Here is a 15,745-nt window from a genome sequence, read left to right as displayed (position 1 = left end):
CTGCAGGCGCGCGACGACGTCGAGGTCGCTGTCAGCTTCTCGCGGCAGAGCGAATACGCGGAGGCCATGCGGGCGCTGGAGCTGCCGTCCTTCGAGGTCGACAGCGACGGGAGCGCGCGGGGCCGGGCCAGCGACTTCCTGCGCCTGCCCTTGTTGCGCCGGCGCCTGGCCCAGTTCCTGCGCGCCCAGGAGATCGACCTGGTGGTGGCGACCACGAGCTATCTCTGGGCGCCCCTGGTCGTGCCGGCACTCAGGCGTACGGGAGCCCTCTACTGCCTGGTCACCCACGGCGCGGAGCCGCATCCCGCCGACTCGGGCCGGCTGCGCCGCTGGTCCCTGTCCCGGGACATCGCCCAGGCCGACGCCCTGGTCGCGCTCAACCGTCACGTCGCGGGGCGGCTGCAGGAGGTGCGCCCCGACCTGCCCGCCGAGCGCAGCGCGGTCATTCCGCTCGGCAGCTTCTCCTTCGGCGACCGCCCCCATACGCCCCGCGCCCTGCCGCAGGATCGCACGATCGAGCTGCTCTTCTTCGGCCGGCTGCTGGAGCACAAGGGCGTCGACATCCTGGCCGCGGCCTACCGCCTGCTGCGCCGCCGCTACGGCACCCGCATCCGGCTGACCATCGCCGGGCTCGGCGAGGAGGGCGAGTACGGGCCGCTGCTCGCCAACCTGCCCGGCCTGCACTGGGAGAACCGCTGGATCACCGAGGAGGAGATCGGCGCCATGCTGGACGAAGCCGACATCCTGCTCCTGCCCTACCGCGATGCCAGCCAGTCCGGCGCCCTGGCGGCGGCCGAGTACGCCGCCCTGCCCGCCGTCTCGACGCCGGTCGGCGGACCGGCCGAGGATATCGAGACCTATGGCAACGGCGTCGTCGCCAAGGCGGTCGAGGGCGAGGCCTTCGCCCAGGCGGTCGTCGAGCTGATCCGCTCGCCTGGTCTCTACGAGCGCTGCTCGGAGGCCGCGCTGGACGCGGCGCTGGGACCGAAATCCTGGGACGCGCTGGCCGGTCTCTACGTCGGCTTCGCCCAGCAGCTGCTCGGCGAGAGGGAGCGCTGAAGCCGAAGCGGGCGCTTCACTCGGCGCCGCGCGACACCGGGTAGGCCTCGAGGGGCGGCAGATAGCCGTCCGGCAGCGCCGCCAGGCGCGGCAGCGCCGCATCCTTCTGCGAGACCGTGGGCTCGGCGGTCGGCCACTCGATGCCGATCTCGGGATCGTCCCAGGCGACGCCGGCTTCCGCGCCGGGCGCGTAGAAGTCGGTGCACTTGTAGGCGAAGAGGGCCTCCTCGCTGGTCACGCAGAAGCCGTGGTGGAAGCCGGGCGGGATCCAGAGCTGCCGGGCGTTGTCCGCCGAAAGCAGAACCGCCACCCACTTGCGGAAGCTCGGCGAGTCGGGGCGCAGGTCGACCGCCACGTCGAAGACCTCCCCGAGCAGGACCTGCACGAGCTTGCCCTGGGCCCGCGGATGCTGCAGGTGCAGCCCCCGCAGCACGCCCTTGGCCGAGCGGGAGACGTTGTCCTGGACGAAGGGCAGGTCGATGCCGGCCTCGGCGTAGCGACGCGCGTTCCAGCTTTCCATGAAGGCGCCGCGCCCGTCGCGGAAGACCTGCGGCTCGACCAGCAGGACGCCCGGCAGGGCGGTTTGCGAAACGTTCACGCGCTTTCTCTCCCCCGATAGTCGGCGCACAGAACTAGCGTCCGATCGCGCGCCTGTCCATGCGGGCGGGTGCGGGGCCGAGCCCTCGCGCGCGCTCTAGGACACCACGAAACGCGGCGCGACCGACAGCACGGCCGCCGCCTCCGAGACCGTGCGGCGCACGATCTCGGAGGCGGGCAGGGACTCCCGGATCAGGTCGACCGCCTCGCCGGCCCAGACCACCCGGGACGACAGGTCGTCGGCCTCGTCGGCCCGACGGTAGGCCTCGCGCTCGGCCTCGAGGACCGCGCCGGCCAGCTCCGATTCGCGGCCGCGCCAGCGCTCGGTCAGCGCGTTGCGCAGGGCGTGGCCGCCGTAACCGCCCGGCCATTCCGGCCCGCGGACCCGATCGAAGACGCCGGTGAAGACGGTGTCGTCGCCGCGGCCTTCGGCGAGTGCCTGCTTGACGGCCTGGGGCGCGACCGCCTCCTCGGCGGCGTAGAAGCGCGTGCCCATGAGCACGCCGGCGGCGCCGAGCATCAGCGCCGCCGCGAGGCCGCGCCCGTCGCCGATGCCGCCGGCCGCCACCACCGGCACCGGCGCCACCGCCTCGACCGCCGCCCGCACGAAGCCCAGGGTGCCGCGGCCGACGCGGCCGTGGCCGCCGCCGTCCTGGCCCTGGGCGACGATGACGTCTGCGCCGAGCGCCGCCGCCTGCTCGGCCTCCTCGAGCCGCTGGACCTGGCAGATCAGCCGGGCGCCGGCCTCCTTGATCGCGGCGACGTGGGTCCCGGGATCGCCGAAGGACAGCATGACCGCCGCCGGACGGTGCGCCAGCGCCCGCGCCAGGGCCTCGGGCTGCCGGTCGAGCGCCCAGGTGATGAAGCCGATGCCGACGCGGCCGTTGCCGGCCTCGTGGAAGGCCGGATCGACCCAGCGGGGATCGGCATAGCCGCCGCCGAGCAGCCCCAGGCCGCCGGCCTCGGTCACCGCCGCCGCCAGACGCCCGCCGCTGATCGCGGCCATCGGCGCCAGCAGGATCGGGTGCTCGATACCGAGCAGGTCGGTCAACGCTGTCCTGAGGCGGGGCATGGCTCTGTCCTTACGGCTTCCGACCCGAGTTTCAGCTCCTGGCGTCCGCGAGGCGCGCCAGGGGCTTCTCGTCGATCGGCAGGTGAACGATGGCGGCGAGCAGGCCGAAGCCGACCCCGGCCCACCAGACCGGATCGTAGCTGCCGGTCGCGTCGTAGAGGTAGCCGCCGAGCCAGACGCCGGAGAAGCTGCCGAGCTGGTGGCTGAGGAAGACCACCCCGAACAGCGTCGCCATGTAGCGGATGCCGAATATCTGGCCGACGATGCCGGTGGTCAAAGGCACGGTCGACAGCCAGAGCAGGCCCATCGAGGCCGAGAACAGGTAGATCGTCCACTCGGTCTTGGGCGCCAGCATCAGGCCGGTGATCGCGATGGCGCGCAGGAAGTAGATGCCGGCGAGACCGCACTTCTTGCTCCAGCGCTGGCCGAAGGCGCCCGAGCCGAAGGAGCCGATGATGTTGCAGGCGCCGATCAGCGCCAGCGCGATGGCGGCGACCGAGCCGGTCAGGCCGAGGTCCTTGATGTAGGCCGGGAAGTGCACGGTGATGAAGGCGACGTGGAAGCCGCAGACGAAGAAGCCGAGGGTCAGCAGCATGAATCCGCGATGCCCGACCGCCTCGCGCACCGCCTGTCCCAGGGTCTGCTCGAACTGCGGCCCGACGCCGCCGGCCGCCTTCGGCAGGATGAAGGCGAGCGGGATGATGAAGAGTGTGCTGGCGGCCAGCAGCAGCAGCGCGTTGTACCAGCCGAAGCTGTTGATGAAGGCCTGGCCGAGCGGCGAGAAGACGACCTGCCCGAAGGAGCCGGCGGCCGTGCCCAGGCCGAGCGCGAAGGAGCGCCGCTCCGGCCCGACGACCTTGGCCATGGCGGCGAGCGCCAGGGAAAAGGCCGTGAAGGCGACGCCGAGGCCGGTCAGCACGCCGCCGGTCAGATGCAGCATGGCGCCGGAGTCGGCCTCGGCCATGCCCCAGACGCCCAGGGCATAGGCCACCGCCCCGAGGGCGAGCACCCGGGAGGCGCCGTAGCGGTCGGCGAGCGCGCCGGCGACCGGCACGCCGAGGCCCCACAGCAGGTTCTGGATCGCGAGCGCGAGGCCGAAGGTCTCGCGGCTCCAGCCGTGGGCCTCGGTCATCGGCTCCAGGAACAGCCCGAAGACGGAGCGCACGCCGAAGCCGACCATGGCGATCAGGCAACCGGCGACGATCACGACCAAGGGCGTGCGCCAGCCGGGGCCGGCTCGATGATCGACGGTGGTAGCCATGCCTTGCTCCCGAGGGGTTCCGGGCCTGAGGGTGCCCGGGGCAGGCGGTCTCGATACGACGGCCGCCCGCGCCGGTAAAGTGCGCAGCCGCCGGTGGCGCGGCATACCACCTGTGCGGAGCCGGCAAAGCCACCCGTCGTTCCCGCGCGGCGCAGGGGGCCGAAGATCTTGACTTATCGGGACCCGCCGTCACTCTTCGCGCGTTCGCTTCCGATACAGAAGGAAGGCAGGTCTCCGCGCCATGGTGCGCCTCTACCCGGTGATTCTCTCCGGCGGCTCCGGCAGCCGCCTCTGGCCGCTGTCGCGCCAGTCGAACCCGAAGCAGCTGCTGCCGCTGGTCGGCTCGCAGACCCTGCTCGAGGCGACCCTGCGCCGCGTCGCGGCCGGCGACGCCTTCCAGCGCCCGACCCTGGTGGTCAACGCCGAGCACCGCTTCGCGGTCGCCGAGCAGGCGCGCCTGGCCGGCGCGGAGCCGCGCGCGATCCTGCTCGAGGCGGTCGGCCGGAACACGGCGCCCGCCATCACCTGCGCCGCGCTCGACCTGCTGGCCGAGGACCCCGAGGCGATCCTGCTGGTGCTGCCCTCCGACCACCTGATCCAGGACGCCGAGGCCTTCGGGCGCGCCGTCGCCACGGCCGGCGCGGCGGCGGCCGGGTCCGCGCGCATCATGACGCTGGGCATCGCGCCCGACCGCCCGGAGACCGGCTACGGCTGGATCGAGAAGGGCGGCGGCCTGGACGGCCTGGCCGACGCCTTCGAGGTCGCCCGCTTCAAGGAGAAGCCAGACGTCGAGACCGCCGCGGCCATGCTGGCCGACGGCCGGCATCTGTGGAACGCCGGCATCTTCGTACTGCCGGCGGCCCGCGTCGTCGGCGAGCTGGAACGGCTCGAGCCTGAGCTGGTCGCGCACTGCCGCGCCGCGCTGGAGCGGGCGGCGACCGACATCGACTTCACCCGCCTGGACCCCGAGGCCTTCGCCCAGGCGCGCTCCGTCTCCTTCGACTATGCGCTGGTCGAGCGGGCGGAGGCGGTCGGCACGGTCGCGGTCGAGATGGGCTGGTCGGACCTCGGCAGCTTCGACGCGCTCTACGCCGTCACCGAGACCGACGAGGCGGGCAACGCCGCGGTCGGCCGCACCGCGCTGGTCGACGCGCGCAACTGCCACGTCCGCTCGGCCGGACGGCTGGTCACCGTGCTCGGCCTCGAGAACGTGCTCGTCGTGGAGACCGACGACGCCGTGCTGGTCGCCGACCGCACGCGCGCCCAGGACGTCAAGCAGCTGGTCGAGAAGCTGAAGGCCGAGGCCTTCCCGGAAGCCACCCAGGGCAGCAAGTGGCACCGGCCCTGGGGCTGGTTCCAGACCATCGACCTGGGCGAGCGCTTCCAGGTCAAGCGCATCTCGGTCAACCCCGGCGCCAGCCTCAGCCTGCAGATGCACCATCACCGGGCCGAGCACTGGATCGTGGTCAGCGGCACCGCCCAGGTCGGTCGCGAGAACGAGACCTTCCTGCTCGCGGAGAACGAAAGCACGTACATCCCCCTCGGCCAGCGGCACCGCCTGATCAATCCCGGCCGCGTGCAGCTGGAGATGATCGAGGTGCAGTCCGGGGCATACCTGGGCGAGGACGACATCGTGCGCTTCGACGACAACTACGGCCGCCAGTAGCAGCCGAGGCTCCGTCCTCCCCGCCCGGGCGGACGACGTCGGCGCCGGACCGCGGAACCCCGGAGGTTCGCAGCCCGTTCCTCTGCGAGGAGGGGCGCGCATGGAAGACAGCCGCAGAGGTGGTGCGGGCGACGGGGCTTGGCCGGCAGCAAAGGGCGAGATAGCGGCGCGGATCCGCTCGCACGATTGGCGTGCGACTCCGCTCGGCCCGATCAAGGCCTGGCCGCAAAGCCTGCGCACCGCAGTCGACCTGGTGCTCGCAAGCGCCCTGCCCAGCATCCTGGCCTGGGGGCGGGAGTTGACGGTCTGCGCCTACAACCACGCCTACGCCCCCTTGCTCGGTGACCGGTCTGGGCCCTTCGGGAGCCCTCTCAGGGAGGTCTGGCTCGAGCCGTGGGAAGTCGCAGGGCCGCGGATCGAGGCTGCCTTCGCCGGCGAGCCTGCCCCCTTCCAGACCCTGGCCCTGGATCTGACGCGCGAGGGGCGAAGGGAGCCGGCCTGGTTCGATTCCGGCCTCGCCGGCGTACGGGACGAAGCCGGCGCCCTGGCCGGCGTGCTGGGCACCCTGATCGAGACCACGCCGCTCCACCAGGCCCTGGCGGAGCGCGGGCGCCACCTCTCGGCCCTGGCCGCCCGCGAGGCGACCAAGAGCGTCCTGCTGCGCCTCGGCGACGCTTTGCGATCATTGTCCGATGCCGCCCAAGTCCAGAAGGTGGCGGCGCACCTGCTGGGCGAGCACCTCGAGGCGAGCCGCGTGCAGTATGCCGAGGTGCTCGACGACCAGACGACGGTGGAGGTGCGCGCCGACTTCCATCGCCAGGATGTCCCCGTTCTCCTCGGGCGCCGCACGATCGACGCCTTCGGTCCCTTCGTGTCGAGGATCCTGAAGTCGGGCCGGACCCTGAAGACCGACGACAACAGCCTGCTCCCGGGAGCCCGCGAGGCAGAGCAAGCCGCCTACGCCGCGGCGGGCGTGCGCGCCAACGTCAGCGTGCCGCTGGTCAAGGGCGGCCGGCTGGCGGCCTTCCTGACGGTGCACCAGGCGGAGCCGCGGCACTGGACCGACCAGGAGGTCGGCCTGATCGAGGAGGTCGCAGAGCGCACCTGGGAGGCGACCGAGCGGGCGCGGGCCGAAACCGCGCTGCGCGAAAGCGAGACCCGCTACCGTACCCTCTTCGACTCGATCGACGAGGGCTTCTGCATCATCGAGATGCTCTACGACGCGCAGCAGCGGCCGGTGGACTACCGCTTCCTGGAGGTCAACGCCGCCTTCGAGCGCCAGACCGGGCTCCCCGACGCCGTCGGCAAGACGATGCGGTCCTTGGCGCCGCGGCACGAGCAGCACTGGTACGACGCCTACGGCCGCATCGCCCTTAGCGGCGAGCCCGAGCGCTTCGAGCTGAGCGCCGCCGAGCTCGGCCACTTCTACGACGTCTACGCCTTCAGGATGGGACGCCCGGAGGAGCACAGGGTCGGCGTGCTGTTCCAGGACATCAGCGAGCGCAAGCGCGCCGAGGAGCACCGCAGCCTGTTGATCCACGAACTGAACCACCGGGTGAAGAACACGCTCGCGATCGTGCAGTCCTTCGCCCACCAGACCTTCCGGGGCGACAAGGTACCCGACAGGCTGCTGGAGACCTTCGAGGGCCGCCTCGTGGCACTGAGTGGCGCCCACGACCTGCTGACCCGCGAGAACTGGCACCATGCCTGGCTGGAGGAGGTTGCTGCCGAGACGCTGAGCGGCTGCGGGGCGGCGGCGCGCAGCGTGACGCTGGGGGGACCGCCGGTCATGCTCGAGCCGAAGCTGACGGTGACCGTGGCGATGGCGCTGCACGAGCTCTGCACCAACGCGGTCAAGCACGGTGCCCTAGGGAGCCACAGCGGACGCGTCGGACTCTCCTGGACCGTCACGGACGGCGAGCCGCAGCGCCTGAATCTGGTCTGGCGCGAAGAGAACGGACCTCCCGTCGAGGCCCCGGCGCACCACGGCTTCGGGCTGCGCATGATCGCGCGCGCCCTCGGCGCCGAGCTGAACGGGACGGTCAAGCTCGACTTTGCACCGAACGGCCTGGTCTGCCTCATCGAGATCGACCTGCCGGAGGTCGGCGCGCCGGCTCCCGACCTGCCGGAGCCGCCGTCGACGCCGTGATCCGCCGCCCCCCCCGGGGGCGGCGGCGCCCCAGGTAAGCCGGCTGGAGCGGAATAGCACCCAAAAGAACCGTTATGGCGGGGCCTTGCCGGGCAAGCGGGGCCCGCCCACATGCTGCCGATCCCACGGCCCGTTCGGTCCTGCCGGCGGACGTCGCGTCCCATGGACATCCTGCTCGTCGAGACGATGGGCAAGCCGCTTGGGCTGTGGCTTGGCTTCATCGGGCTCGTGCTCGCCCTGCTCGTCTTCGACCTCGGCGTGCTGCATCGCCGCAGCCACGAGATCGGCTTCCGGGAGAGCCTGCTGCTCTCAGCCTTCTACATCGGCCTCGGCCTCGCCTTCGGCGGCTTCGTGTGGACTCGGCTGGGCGAGAACGCCGCGATCAACCACTGGACCGGCTTCCTCGTCGAGAGGACGCTGGCACCAGCACAGGGTCCTGGTCTACGGCATCCTCGGCGTCATCGTGCTCCGCGGCAGGCTCGCCCTGGTGCTGGTGTTCATCGGCGGCACGATCTTCGTCGCAGACCTGCTCGGGCTCGCGAAGATCCCGCCGGTCTGGTCGCTGTCGATCACCGTGACGATCCTCACCCTCGGCGTCCTGATCTCCCTGTTGCGCACGGCGAGGCCGCAAGCAGAGCCGGTCGCCGAAGCCCGCTCCGATCCCGGCGCGACGGCTTGAGGAGGATGGCGCCCGTGGGAGCTGGACGGCCTGGCAGGTGCGCTGAAGGGCGCCGCCTTATGGCTCATCGGCTGACCTTGCGCACAACTTCCCACCCGGGGCCGCTGCTGGCGCGCGGCGCGCCGCTGCTCTACTCTCTGTCGATGCGCAGCCTAGCGAAGCGCCTCGGCGTCCTGATCCTCATCGCGGCCTTCCTGTCGGCGATGGCGCCGCAGTCGTCGCCGCTGTCCCCGCCGGGACCGCCGGGCGCCCAGCAGCTGCACGCCGCCCAGGACGAGGCGCCGGCGGCGCTGCGGCCCGCGCCGCCGGCCACAGCCTCGCTCGTCTCCCACGACCCGGCGCCTCGCGGTGCACCCGCCGAGGGCGCACCCCTGCCGGCGCTGCTGGCGGCGGAGCAGCCAGGGCTCGCGACGGCAATGCGGATTGGCGCTCCGCACCCCTCCTCCCCGGCCGGGCTCAAGCGACGGGCCCCGGGCGGCCTGCGCAGCCGCGGCCCGCCCGCCGCGTGAGGCGGCGCGGGGCCCTGCGCCCCGACCCCGCCGCCCGGTTCGATGACCCACTCGGCCAATCGAGCCGCACCGACCGAACAGACAGGGCGGCGCTTGGGCGCCGCCGAGCGGCCGCCCGGACATCGCCAGCAGGCGCTTCCGGCGCCGCACCGACAGGAATCCAATCGCCATGGCTACCGAAGCCGTCCTCGTCCGCCCCGCCGGACCTGCCGGGCGTATCGCGCGCCACGCCCGCGCCCTCGTCGTCAGCATCGCGACCCTCGTGATCGTCGCGTCCACCCTCTGCACCACCGCCGGCGCCCTGGTCTGGAGCGGCATCGCGCTGCTCGGCCTGCCGGACCTACCCAGTGCCATCGGCGGTGCGCTGGCGGCGGCGGTTCCGCTGCCGTTCGTCGTCTGGGTGACCCGGCACAGCTATCGGCTGGAGGTGGCCGGCGTGTTCGACGGCGCGGCCGCGCCGCCCGAGTCCGCCACGCCCACCTGAGGTCCTGAAGCGGCGGCCGGGCGCCCGGCCGCCGCCTCACGACAGCGCAGCGATGGGCGAATCCTTCGGGTTGATCGTCGCGGTCGGCTTCGTCGCCCAGCTGGTCGACGGTGCGCTCGGCATGGCCTACGGCCTGACGGCGACGTCGCTGCTGCTCGGCCTCGGCTACCCGCCGGTGATAGCCAGCGCAACCGTGCACCTCGCCGAGACCGCCACGACCGGCGTCGCCGCGACCGCGCACCACCTCGCCCGCAATGTCGACTGGGCGTTGGTCCGGCGCCTCGCCGTGGCCGGCTGCCTCGGCGGCGCGGCCGGCGCCTGGCTGCTCGCGACGGGTCTCGACGAGGCACTGCAGCCGGTGGTGTCGGCCTACCTCGCGCTGATGGGCTGCCTGCTGATCGTCAGGACGATCCGGCGGCGGCGGCCGAGGGCGCCGCGCCGGGTCGTGCCGCTGGGCTTGGCCGGCGGCTTCCTCGACGCGATCGGCGGCGGCGGCTGGGGGCCGATCGTCTCCGGCACGCTGGTCGCAGGCGGCAGCGACCCGCGCCGCATGATCGGCAGCTCGGCGGCGGCCGAGTTCTTCGTCACCTCGGTGGTGACCGCGACCTTCGCCGGGCACCTCGGGATCGAGGCTTTCGGACAGACCGCCCTGGCGCTGGTGATCGGCGGCGTGCCGGCGGCGCCGCTGGCGGCTCTGCTGGTGCGCCGCGCGCCTGGCCGGCTGCTGATGCTGCTGGTCGGCACGACCATCGTGGCCCTGGGCGTGCTCGGCCTCTGGCGGACGCTGGGCGGCCCGTGACGCGCCGCACGCGCCCTATTCGGCCGCCTCGACCGGCGCCTCGACCCTCTCGGACTTGTCGCGGCGGCCGGCGGCCTGGCGCCTGGCCTTCTCGACCGCGGCGCGCGAGGAGTCGTTGAGCTCGAACATCTCCAGCGCCTCGCCCTCGGCATCCGCGACCGGGGTGATCGCCAGGTCGCTGTACTGGCGCGTCGCCGGGTCCTTCTGGATGCGCTTGCGGACGCTGTGGATGCGCCAGAGGTAGAGGCCCATGCCGCCGTAGGTGGTCAGTATCTGCCAGGCGCGCTTCGGGTAGAAGGCCAGGACCGGCTCGGGCGTCAGGCCGGAGCGGCGCTGACCGCGTACCTTGTAGCGGAAATAGCCGCACTGCTGCGGGTGGACGCCCTCGTAGCGCATCGCGCAGTAGATCTGCAACACGCCATGCCAGATCCGCACTGGCTTGATACCGTAGCGGACGTTGCGCCGCATCATCCGGGCGACGTGGGCGTCCGTGTAGTACCAGCGCCAGGCATCCCGATAGGTCTGCTGCCAGACCTCCTTCGACATCCTGGGGTGCCCGGTGGTGACGTGCTCCAGGTCGTAGCCGTTCATGTCGGGGTCCATCCAGGTGCCGGCCCGGTAGAGCCTCTGGTGGTCCTCTGAGCCGGGCAGCGGCGTCAGGATGGTGAACTCGAGCAGGTCGACCGGCAGCTCTCGCTGGACGATCTCGATGTCGCGCTTGATGGTCTCGGGGGTGTCGCCGGGCAGGCCCAGGATGTAGCCGGCGTAGGTGATGACGCCGCGCTCCTTCCACATCTGGAACATGCGCCGGTACTCGGTGATCCGGTTCTGGGACTTCTTCATGGCGAGCAGGTTGTCGGGATTGATGCTCTCCAGACCGATGAAGACGTGGGTGCAGCCGGCCCTCGCCGCCTTCTCCACGAAGCCCAGCGACTTGTGGCACAGCGTGTCGACCTGGATCAGGAAGCGAACGCCCAGCCCCTCGCGCTCCTTGAGCTCGATCAGCCGGTCGAAGATCGCCTCCCAGTTCCTGTTCCGAGCGAAATTGTCGTCGGTGATGAAGAAGCGGAAGATGCCCTGCTCGCGGTTCTGGCGAACCAACCGCTCGATGTCGTCGGCGTCGCGCCAGCGCGACTTGCGGCCCTGGACGTTGATGATGGTGCAGAAGGAGCACTGGAAGGGGCAGCCGCGCCCGGCGTCGAAGGAGGAGATCACGCCGTCGTACTTCTGCACCAGCTCGTGGGGCAGGAAGGGCGTCACCGCCTGCTGCAGCGCCGGCAGGTCCGAGAGGTAGTTGTAGATCGGCTGGAGCCGGCCCTCCAGGGCGTCGGCGAAGACCTCGCCCAGGCGGTGCTCGGCCTCGCCGGCGAAGAGCGAGATGCCGAGCGCCTGGGCCTCCTTCAGATCGTCGGGCAGTTCCGGCAACATCGACAGGCAGCCCGAGACGTGGAATCCGCCGACCGCGACCTGGATGCCGCGGTCGCGGAACTGCCGGGCGATGTCCATGGCGCGCGGGAACTGGTTGGACTGCACGCCGGTCAGGCAGACCAAGCCGCGGTTGCCCTCGGCGAGGAGGCGGTCCGCGATCTTCCGGATCGGCAGGACCGTGTTCATCTCGTCATAAGCCTCGATGACGATCTCGACGTCGTCGCCGAGCGCCCGCTTCTCGCCGAGATCCCGGGCGAGCGCGTAGAGCGAGGCCAGGGAGTTCGAGGGAATCCAGGCCTTCCACCACTGGATGACGTAGCCGTCGTCGTCATAGTGGGAGGGCTTGATCAGCACGACGCGGAAGCGGCGCGTCACGGACTCGGCAGCTACAGCCATATCCGGTCCCCCTCGTGCATCATCGGAATGAAGGCACGACCAAGTGTCGCAATGCTACCACCGTTGCTGGCCGTGCAACAAAGTGAAAGGACGCGACGTCTTCCGTCTCGTCCTAGCCGGCAGCCGTCGGTTCGCGCCAATAGGGACGGGCAGCGAATCGTTCCGTCAGGAAGTCGATGAACACCCGGACCTTGGGCGAGAGGTTGCGGCTCGCCGGATAGACGGCGTAGACGCCGCCGTCGGCGACCTCCTCGTAGTCCTCGAGCAGCGGCACCAGGCGCCCCGCCTCCAGATCCGGACGCACGATGAAGACCGGCAGGTGGGCGATGCCGAGCCCGGCCAGCGCCGCCTCGCGCAGGCTGTCGCCGTTGTTGACCTTGAGGCGTCCGCGCACCCGCACCGCCGTCTCGCGTTCGGGCCTCTCCCCGCCCTCGCCGGCTCCCGGGCTGCGCGCCCGCAGACGCCAGGCGTCCCCCGAGGTCTGGTAGTGGTAGAGCAGGCAGTCGTGAGCCGACAGCGCTTCCGGGCGCGTCGGCTTGCCGCGACGCTCGAGGTAGGAGGGGGCCGCGCAGATGACCCGCGGGTTGGGGCCGAGCCGGCGCGCCACCAGGCTGGAGTCCGGCATCACGCCGATCCGGATCGCCACGTCGTAGCCCTCCTCGACCAGGTCGACCCGGCGGTCCTCCAGGGTCAGGTCGATCTCCAGCTCCGGATGGCGGGTCATGAACTCGCCGAGCCCGGGCGAGAGCTGCAGGACCCCGAAGGACATCGGCGCGTTGACCTTGAGCACGCCGCGCGGTGCGTCGGTCAGGTGGGTGACCGCGCGCTCGGCCGCCTCGGCCTCGCCGAGCATGCGCCGGCAGCCCTCGTAGAAGGAGCGTCCGGCCTCGGTCAGGGAGAGCTTGCGGGTCGTGCGGTTGATGAGCCGGGTACCCAGGTGGTCCTCGAGGCGTGCCACGGCCTTGGAAACCGCGGACTTCGAAAGCACGAGCTGACGGCCGGCCTGGGAGAAGCTGCCGGCCTCGACGACCTGGGCGAAGACCGCCATGGCGGCGAGGTGGTCCTGCATGGCGGCAAGTTTCCTGAGCTAAACGTTTCCTGGTGGAAACGATGCGGTTCCGATCGAGCCTATTCATCTTCGCGAGGAAACGCACGACCTCTATGGCCGAGCGGTCGCCCAGCTCGGGCGGCAGGCAGAGGCAAGGAGAGCGACGATGGCCAAGGTGCTGGTGCTCTACTATTCGATGTACGGTCACATCGAAACCATGGCGAAGAGCGTGGCCGAGGGCGCGAAAGCCGTCGAGGGCGTCGAGGTGACGCTGAAGCGCGCGCCGGAGACCATGCCGCGCGAGACGCTGGAGAAGATCGGCGCCAAGCTCGACCAGGCGGCGCCGGAGGCGACGGTGGACGAGCTGCCGGAGTACGACGCGATTATCTTCGGCTCGCCGACCCGCTTCGGCAACATGACCGGCCAGATGCGCACCTTCCTCGACCAGACCGGCGGCCACTGGGGCAAGGGCGCCCTGATCGGCAAGGTCGGCAGCGTCTTCACCTCGAGCGCGACCGGTGCCGGCAACGAGACGACCATCACCAGCTTCTGGAACACCCTGATCCACCACGGCTTCGTCATCGTCGGCATTCCTTACTCCGCGCCCGAACTGACCGACGTCAGCGAACTGCGCGGCGGCAGCCCCTACGGCGCCGCGACCTATGCCGCGCCCGACGGCAGTCGGCAGCCGAGCGACAAGGAGCTCGCGCTGGCGCGCTTCCAGGGCAAGCATGTGGCGGAGATCGCCAGGAAGCTGCACGGTTAGGCATCAAGGACTGAACGGCGGCCCGATTACGCACAGGACGAGGCGCAGGGCCGCAACTGGAGCTACGACCATGATCGACCCGCGTCCCTTCGACTCCCTCGGCCGCTTCGACAACGACTGGCTGGCCGCGCGCTACCATTTCAGCTTCGCCGGCTACCACGATCCCCGGCGTGGCGGGGTCGGGCCGCTGCTGGTCTGGAACGACGACACGATCCAGCCGCAGACCGGCTTCGAGCAGCACGGCCACCGCGACATGGAGATCATCACCTACGTCCGGAAGGGCGCGATCAGCCACCGCGACCACCTCGGCAACGAGGGACGCACCGAGGCCGGCGACGTCCAGGTGATGTCCGCCGGCAAGGGCATCCTGCACGCCGAGTTCAACCGCGAGGCCGAGCCGACGCAGATCTACCAGATCTGGATCCGGCCCGAGACCGCCGGCGTGCCGCCGCGCTGGGACGCGCGCAGCTTTCCGAAGGCGGCGCGCGCCGGGGCGCTGACGGCCCTGGCCTCCGGGCGCAGCGAGGACGCCGACGCCCTGCGCATTCATGCCGATGCCGCCGTGCTCGGTGCCACCCTGACCCAAGGCCAGAGCGTCGAGCACGACTTCGGCCCGGACCGCCAGGGCTATCTGGTGGTGGCGCTCGGCAGGGTCAGCGTGACCGACGCCGAGGGCCAGAGCGTCGAGCTCGGTCCGCGCGACGGCGCCGTGCTGAGCGCCACGGCCGGGGTCACGGTGACCGCCGAGGAGGACGCGGAGATCCTGCTCGCCGACGTCAAGGCCTGACGCCTTGCGAAAGCCAAAGGGAAGGAGCCCAGGATGGGCCTGCTGATCGACGGCACCTGGCACGACAAGTGGTACGACACGAAGTCGAGCGGCGGCTCGTTCGAGCGCCAGGACAGCGCCTTCCGCAACTGGATCACGCCGGACGGCGCGCCCGGCCCGGCAGGCGACGGCGGCTTCGCGGCCGAGCCCGGCCGCTACCACCTCTACGTCTCGCTCGCCTGCCCCTGGGCCCATCGCACGCTGATCTTCCGCAAGCTCAAGGGCCTGGAGGAGGCGATCGGCGTCTCCGTCGTCCACTGGCACATGGGCGAGAACGGCTGGGAGTTCCGGGCGGGAGAGGCAGCCGGCAAGGGCACAACCGGCGACCGCCTGTTCGGCCTCGACTACCTCTGGCAGCTCTACGTCAAGGCCAAGCCGGACTACAGCGGCCGGGTCACCGTGCCGACGCTTTGGGACAAGGAGCGCGGCACCATCGTCAGCAACGAGTCGGCCGAGATCATCCGCATGCTGAACTCGGCCTTCGACGGCGCTGGCGCCGCCGAGGGCGACTACTACCCCGAGCCGCTGCGCGAGGAGATCGACCGGATCAACGCGCGCGTTTACGAGACCGTCAACAACGGCGTCTACAAGGCCGGCTTCGCGACCACCCAGTCGGCCTACGAGCAGGCGGTCCTGCCGCTGTTCGAGAGCCTCGCCTGGCTCGACGGCCTGCTCGCCGAGCGCCGCTACCTCGCCGGCGAGCGGATCACCGAGGCCGACTGGCGCCTCTTCACGACGCTGCTGCGCTTCGACCCGGTCTACCACGGCCACTTCAAGTGCAACCTGAAGCGCCTCGTCGACTTTCCGAACTTGTGGCCCTACACGCGAGAGCTTTACCAGCAGCCGGGCGTCGCCGAGACCGTCGACCTGTTCCACATTAAGCACCACTACTACGGCAGCCACGGCACGGTGAACCCGACCGGCATCGTGCCGCTCGGTCCTGAGATCGACTACGACGCCCCGCACGGGCGCGGCTGACCCGCTTCGCCCGCCGCTGGAGACCTCC

At 71.2% G+C, this 15,745-nt stretch carries 15 protein-coding genes; 10 read left to right on the top strand and 5 right to left on the bottom strand.

Annotated features, from left to right (window positions below):
• Nucleotides 1-1,059: glycosyltransferase family 4 protein (locus WD341_RS16740; protein ID WP_368426624.1), on the top strand; the 1,059-nt coding region annotated here is incomplete at its 5' end.
• Nucleotides 1,060-1,075: 16 nt separating this feature from the next.
• Here the strand turns inward: WD341_RS16740 and rfbC are convergent.
• The 3 genes from rfbC to WD341_RS16725 form a co-directional block, all read right to left on the bottom strand.
• A complete protein-coding gene (gene rfbC / locus WD341_RS16735; RefSeq protein ID WP_368426623.1) occupies nucleotides 1,076-1,657 on the bottom strand; it encodes a dTDP-4-dehydrorhamnose 3,5-epimerase in 582 nt (193 codons plus the stop codon).
• Nucleotides 1,658-1,753: 96 nt separating this feature from the next.
• Complete coding sequence (locus WD341_RS16730; protein WP_368426622.1) at nucleotides 1,754-2,728, bottom strand: NAD(P)H-dependent flavin oxidoreductase; 975 nt, start codon at nucleotides 2,726-2,728, stop codon at nucleotides 1,754-1,756.
• Nucleotides 2,729-2,759: 31 nt separating this feature from the next.
• Nucleotides 2,760-3,989 carry an MFS transporter gene (locus tag WD341_RS16725; protein ID WP_368426621.1) on the bottom strand — a complete coding sequence of 410 codons (1,230 nt, stop codon included), beginning with the start codon at nucleotides 3,987-3,989 and terminating at the stop codon, nucleotides 2,760-2,762.
• Between the two features lie 241 nt (nucleotides 3,990-4,230).
• On the opposite strand from WD341_RS16725, the gene WD341_RS16720 reads away from it, so the two are divergent.
• The 6 genes from WD341_RS16720 to WD341_RS16695 all read left to right on the top strand — a co-directional run bounded on the left by WD341_RS16720 (nucleotide 4,231) and on the right by WD341_RS16695 (nucleotide 10,275).
• Nucleotides 4,231-5,655, top strand: coding sequence for a mannose-1-phosphate guanylyltransferase/mannose-6-phosphate isomerase (locus WD341_RS16720; RefSeq protein ID WP_368426620.1), 1,425 nt, complete (start codon nucleotides 4,231-4,233; stop codon nucleotides 5,653-5,655).
• 100 nt (nucleotides 5,656-5,755) lie between these two features.
• On the top strand, nucleotides 5,756-7,804 hold the full coding sequence (locus WD341_RS16715; RefSeq protein ID WP_368426619.1) for a sensor histidine kinase: 2,049 nt from the start codon (nucleotides 5,756-5,758) through the stop codon (nucleotides 7,802-7,804).
• A 463-nt stretch (nucleotides 7,805-8,267) separates the two neighbouring features.
• A complete protein-coding gene (locus WD341_RS16710) occupies nucleotides 8,268-8,483 on the top strand; it encodes a hypothetical protein (protein WP_368426618.1) in 216 nt (71 codons plus the stop codon).
• A gap of 59 nt (nucleotides 8,484-8,542) precedes the next feature.
• The gene (locus tag WD341_RS16705) at nucleotides 8,543-8,992 is read left to right on the top strand and encodes a hypothetical protein (protein ID WP_368426617.1); all 450 of its coding nucleotides are present in this window, start codon (nucleotides 8,543-8,545) and stop codon (nucleotides 8,990-8,992) included.
• Nucleotides 8,993-9,161: 169 nt separating this feature from the next.
• Entirely contained in the window at nucleotides 9,162-9,476 is a 315-nt protein-coding gene (locus WD341_RS16700) for a hypothetical protein (protein WP_368426616.1), read from the top strand.
• Between the two features lie 52 nt (nucleotides 9,477-9,528).
• Nucleotides 9,529-10,275: a sulfite exporter TauE/SafE family protein gene (locus WD341_RS16695; RefSeq protein ID WP_368426615.1), complete on the top strand. Its 747-nt coding sequence runs from the start codon at nucleotides 9,529-9,531 to the stop codon at nucleotides 10,273-10,275.
• 15 nt (nucleotides 10,276-10,290) lie between these two features.
• Here the strand turns inward: WD341_RS16695 and WD341_RS16690 are convergent, their stop codons facing one another.
• A complete protein-coding gene (locus WD341_RS16690) occupies nucleotides 10,291-12,099 on the bottom strand; it encodes a radical SAM protein (protein ID WP_368426614.1) in 1,809 nt (602 codons plus the stop codon).
• Nucleotides 12,100-12,211: 112 nt separating this feature from the next.
• On the bottom strand, nucleotides 12,212-13,168 hold the full coding sequence (locus WD341_RS16685) for a LysR family transcriptional regulator (RefSeq protein WP_368426613.1): 957 nt from the start codon (nucleotides 13,166-13,168) through the stop codon (nucleotides 12,212-12,214).
• A 145-nt stretch (nucleotides 13,169-13,313) separates the two neighbouring features.
• Here WD341_RS16685 and wrbA point away from each other — a divergent pair, with 145 nt between their 5' ends.
• The 3 genes from wrbA to WD341_RS16670 all read left to right on the top strand — a co-directional run bounded on the left by wrbA (nucleotide 13,314) and on the right by WD341_RS16670 (nucleotide 15,717).
• Nucleotides 13,314-13,913 (top strand): NAD(P)H:quinone oxidoreductase, encoded by a 600-nt coding sequence (gene wrbA / locus WD341_RS16680; RefSeq protein WP_368426612.1) that lies wholly within the window; start codon nucleotides 13,314-13,316, stop codon nucleotides 13,911-13,913.
• A gap of 70 nt (nucleotides 13,914-13,983) precedes the next feature.
• Entirely contained in the window at nucleotides 13,984-14,700 is a 717-nt protein-coding gene (locus tag WD341_RS16675) for a pirin family protein (RefSeq protein ID WP_368426611.1), read from the top strand.
• 33 nt (nucleotides 14,701-14,733) lie between these two features.
• On the top strand, nucleotides 14,734-15,717 hold the full coding sequence (locus WD341_RS16670; RefSeq protein WP_368426610.1) for a glutathione S-transferase family protein: 984 nt from the start codon (nucleotides 14,734-14,736) through the stop codon (nucleotides 15,715-15,717).
• Nucleotides 15,718-15,745 lie beyond the last annotated feature (28 nt).

This window comes from Tistlia sp. (assembly GCF_040905785.1).
Taxonomy (GTDB): domain Bacteria; phylum Pseudomonadota; class Alphaproteobacteria; order Kiloniellales; family DSM-21159; genus Tistlia.
Note: the sequence above shows the minus strand (reverse complement) of the source record. Positions and strands in the feature narration are given on the sequence as shown.

Coding starts and splice junctions, on each gene's coding strand:
- WD341_RS16690 (WP_368426614.1), bottom strand. CDS start 12,099: ATGGCTGTAGCTGCCGAGTCCGTGACGCGCCGCTTCCGCGTCGTGCTG.
- WD341_RS16720 (WP_368426620.1), top strand. CDS start 4,231: ATGGTGCGCCTCTACCCGGTGATTCTCTCCGGCGGCTCCGGCAGCCGC.
- wrbA (WP_368426612.1), top strand. CDS start 13,314: ATGGCCAAGGTGCTGGTGCTCTACTATTCGATGTACGGTCACATCGAA.
- WD341_RS16675 (WP_368426611.1), top strand. CDS start 13,984: ATGATCGACCCGCGTCCCTTCGACTCCCTCGGCCGCTTCGACAACGAC.
- WD341_RS16685 (WP_368426613.1), bottom strand. CDS start 13,168: ATGCAGGACCACCTCGCCGCCATGGCGGTCTTCGCCCAGGTCGTCGAG.
- WD341_RS16700 (WP_368426616.1), top strand. CDS start 9,162: ATGGCTACCGAAGCCGTCCTCGTCCGCCCCGCCGGACCTGCCGGGCGT.
- WD341_RS16730 (WP_368426622.1), bottom strand. CDS start 2,728: ATGCCCCGCCTCAGGACAGCGTTGACCGACCTGCTCGGTATCGAGCAC.
- WD341_RS16670 (WP_368426610.1), top strand. CDS start 14,734: ATGGGCCTGCTGATCGACGGCACCTGGCACGACAAGTGGTACGACACG.
- WD341_RS16725 (WP_368426621.1), bottom strand. CDS start 3,989: ATGGCTACCACCGTCGATCATCGAGCCGGCCCCGGCTGGCGCACGCCC.
- WD341_RS16715 (WP_368426619.1), top strand. CDS start 5,756: ATGGAAGACAGCCGCAGAGGTGGTGCGGGCGACGGGGCTTGGCCGGCA.
- WD341_RS16695 (WP_368426615.1), top strand. CDS start 9,529: ATGGGCGAATCCTTCGGGTTGATCGTCGCGGTCGGCTTCGTCGCCCAG.
- WD341_RS16705 (WP_368426617.1), top strand. CDS start 8,543: ATGGCTCATCGGCTGACCTTGCGCACAACTTCCCACCCGGGGCCGCTG.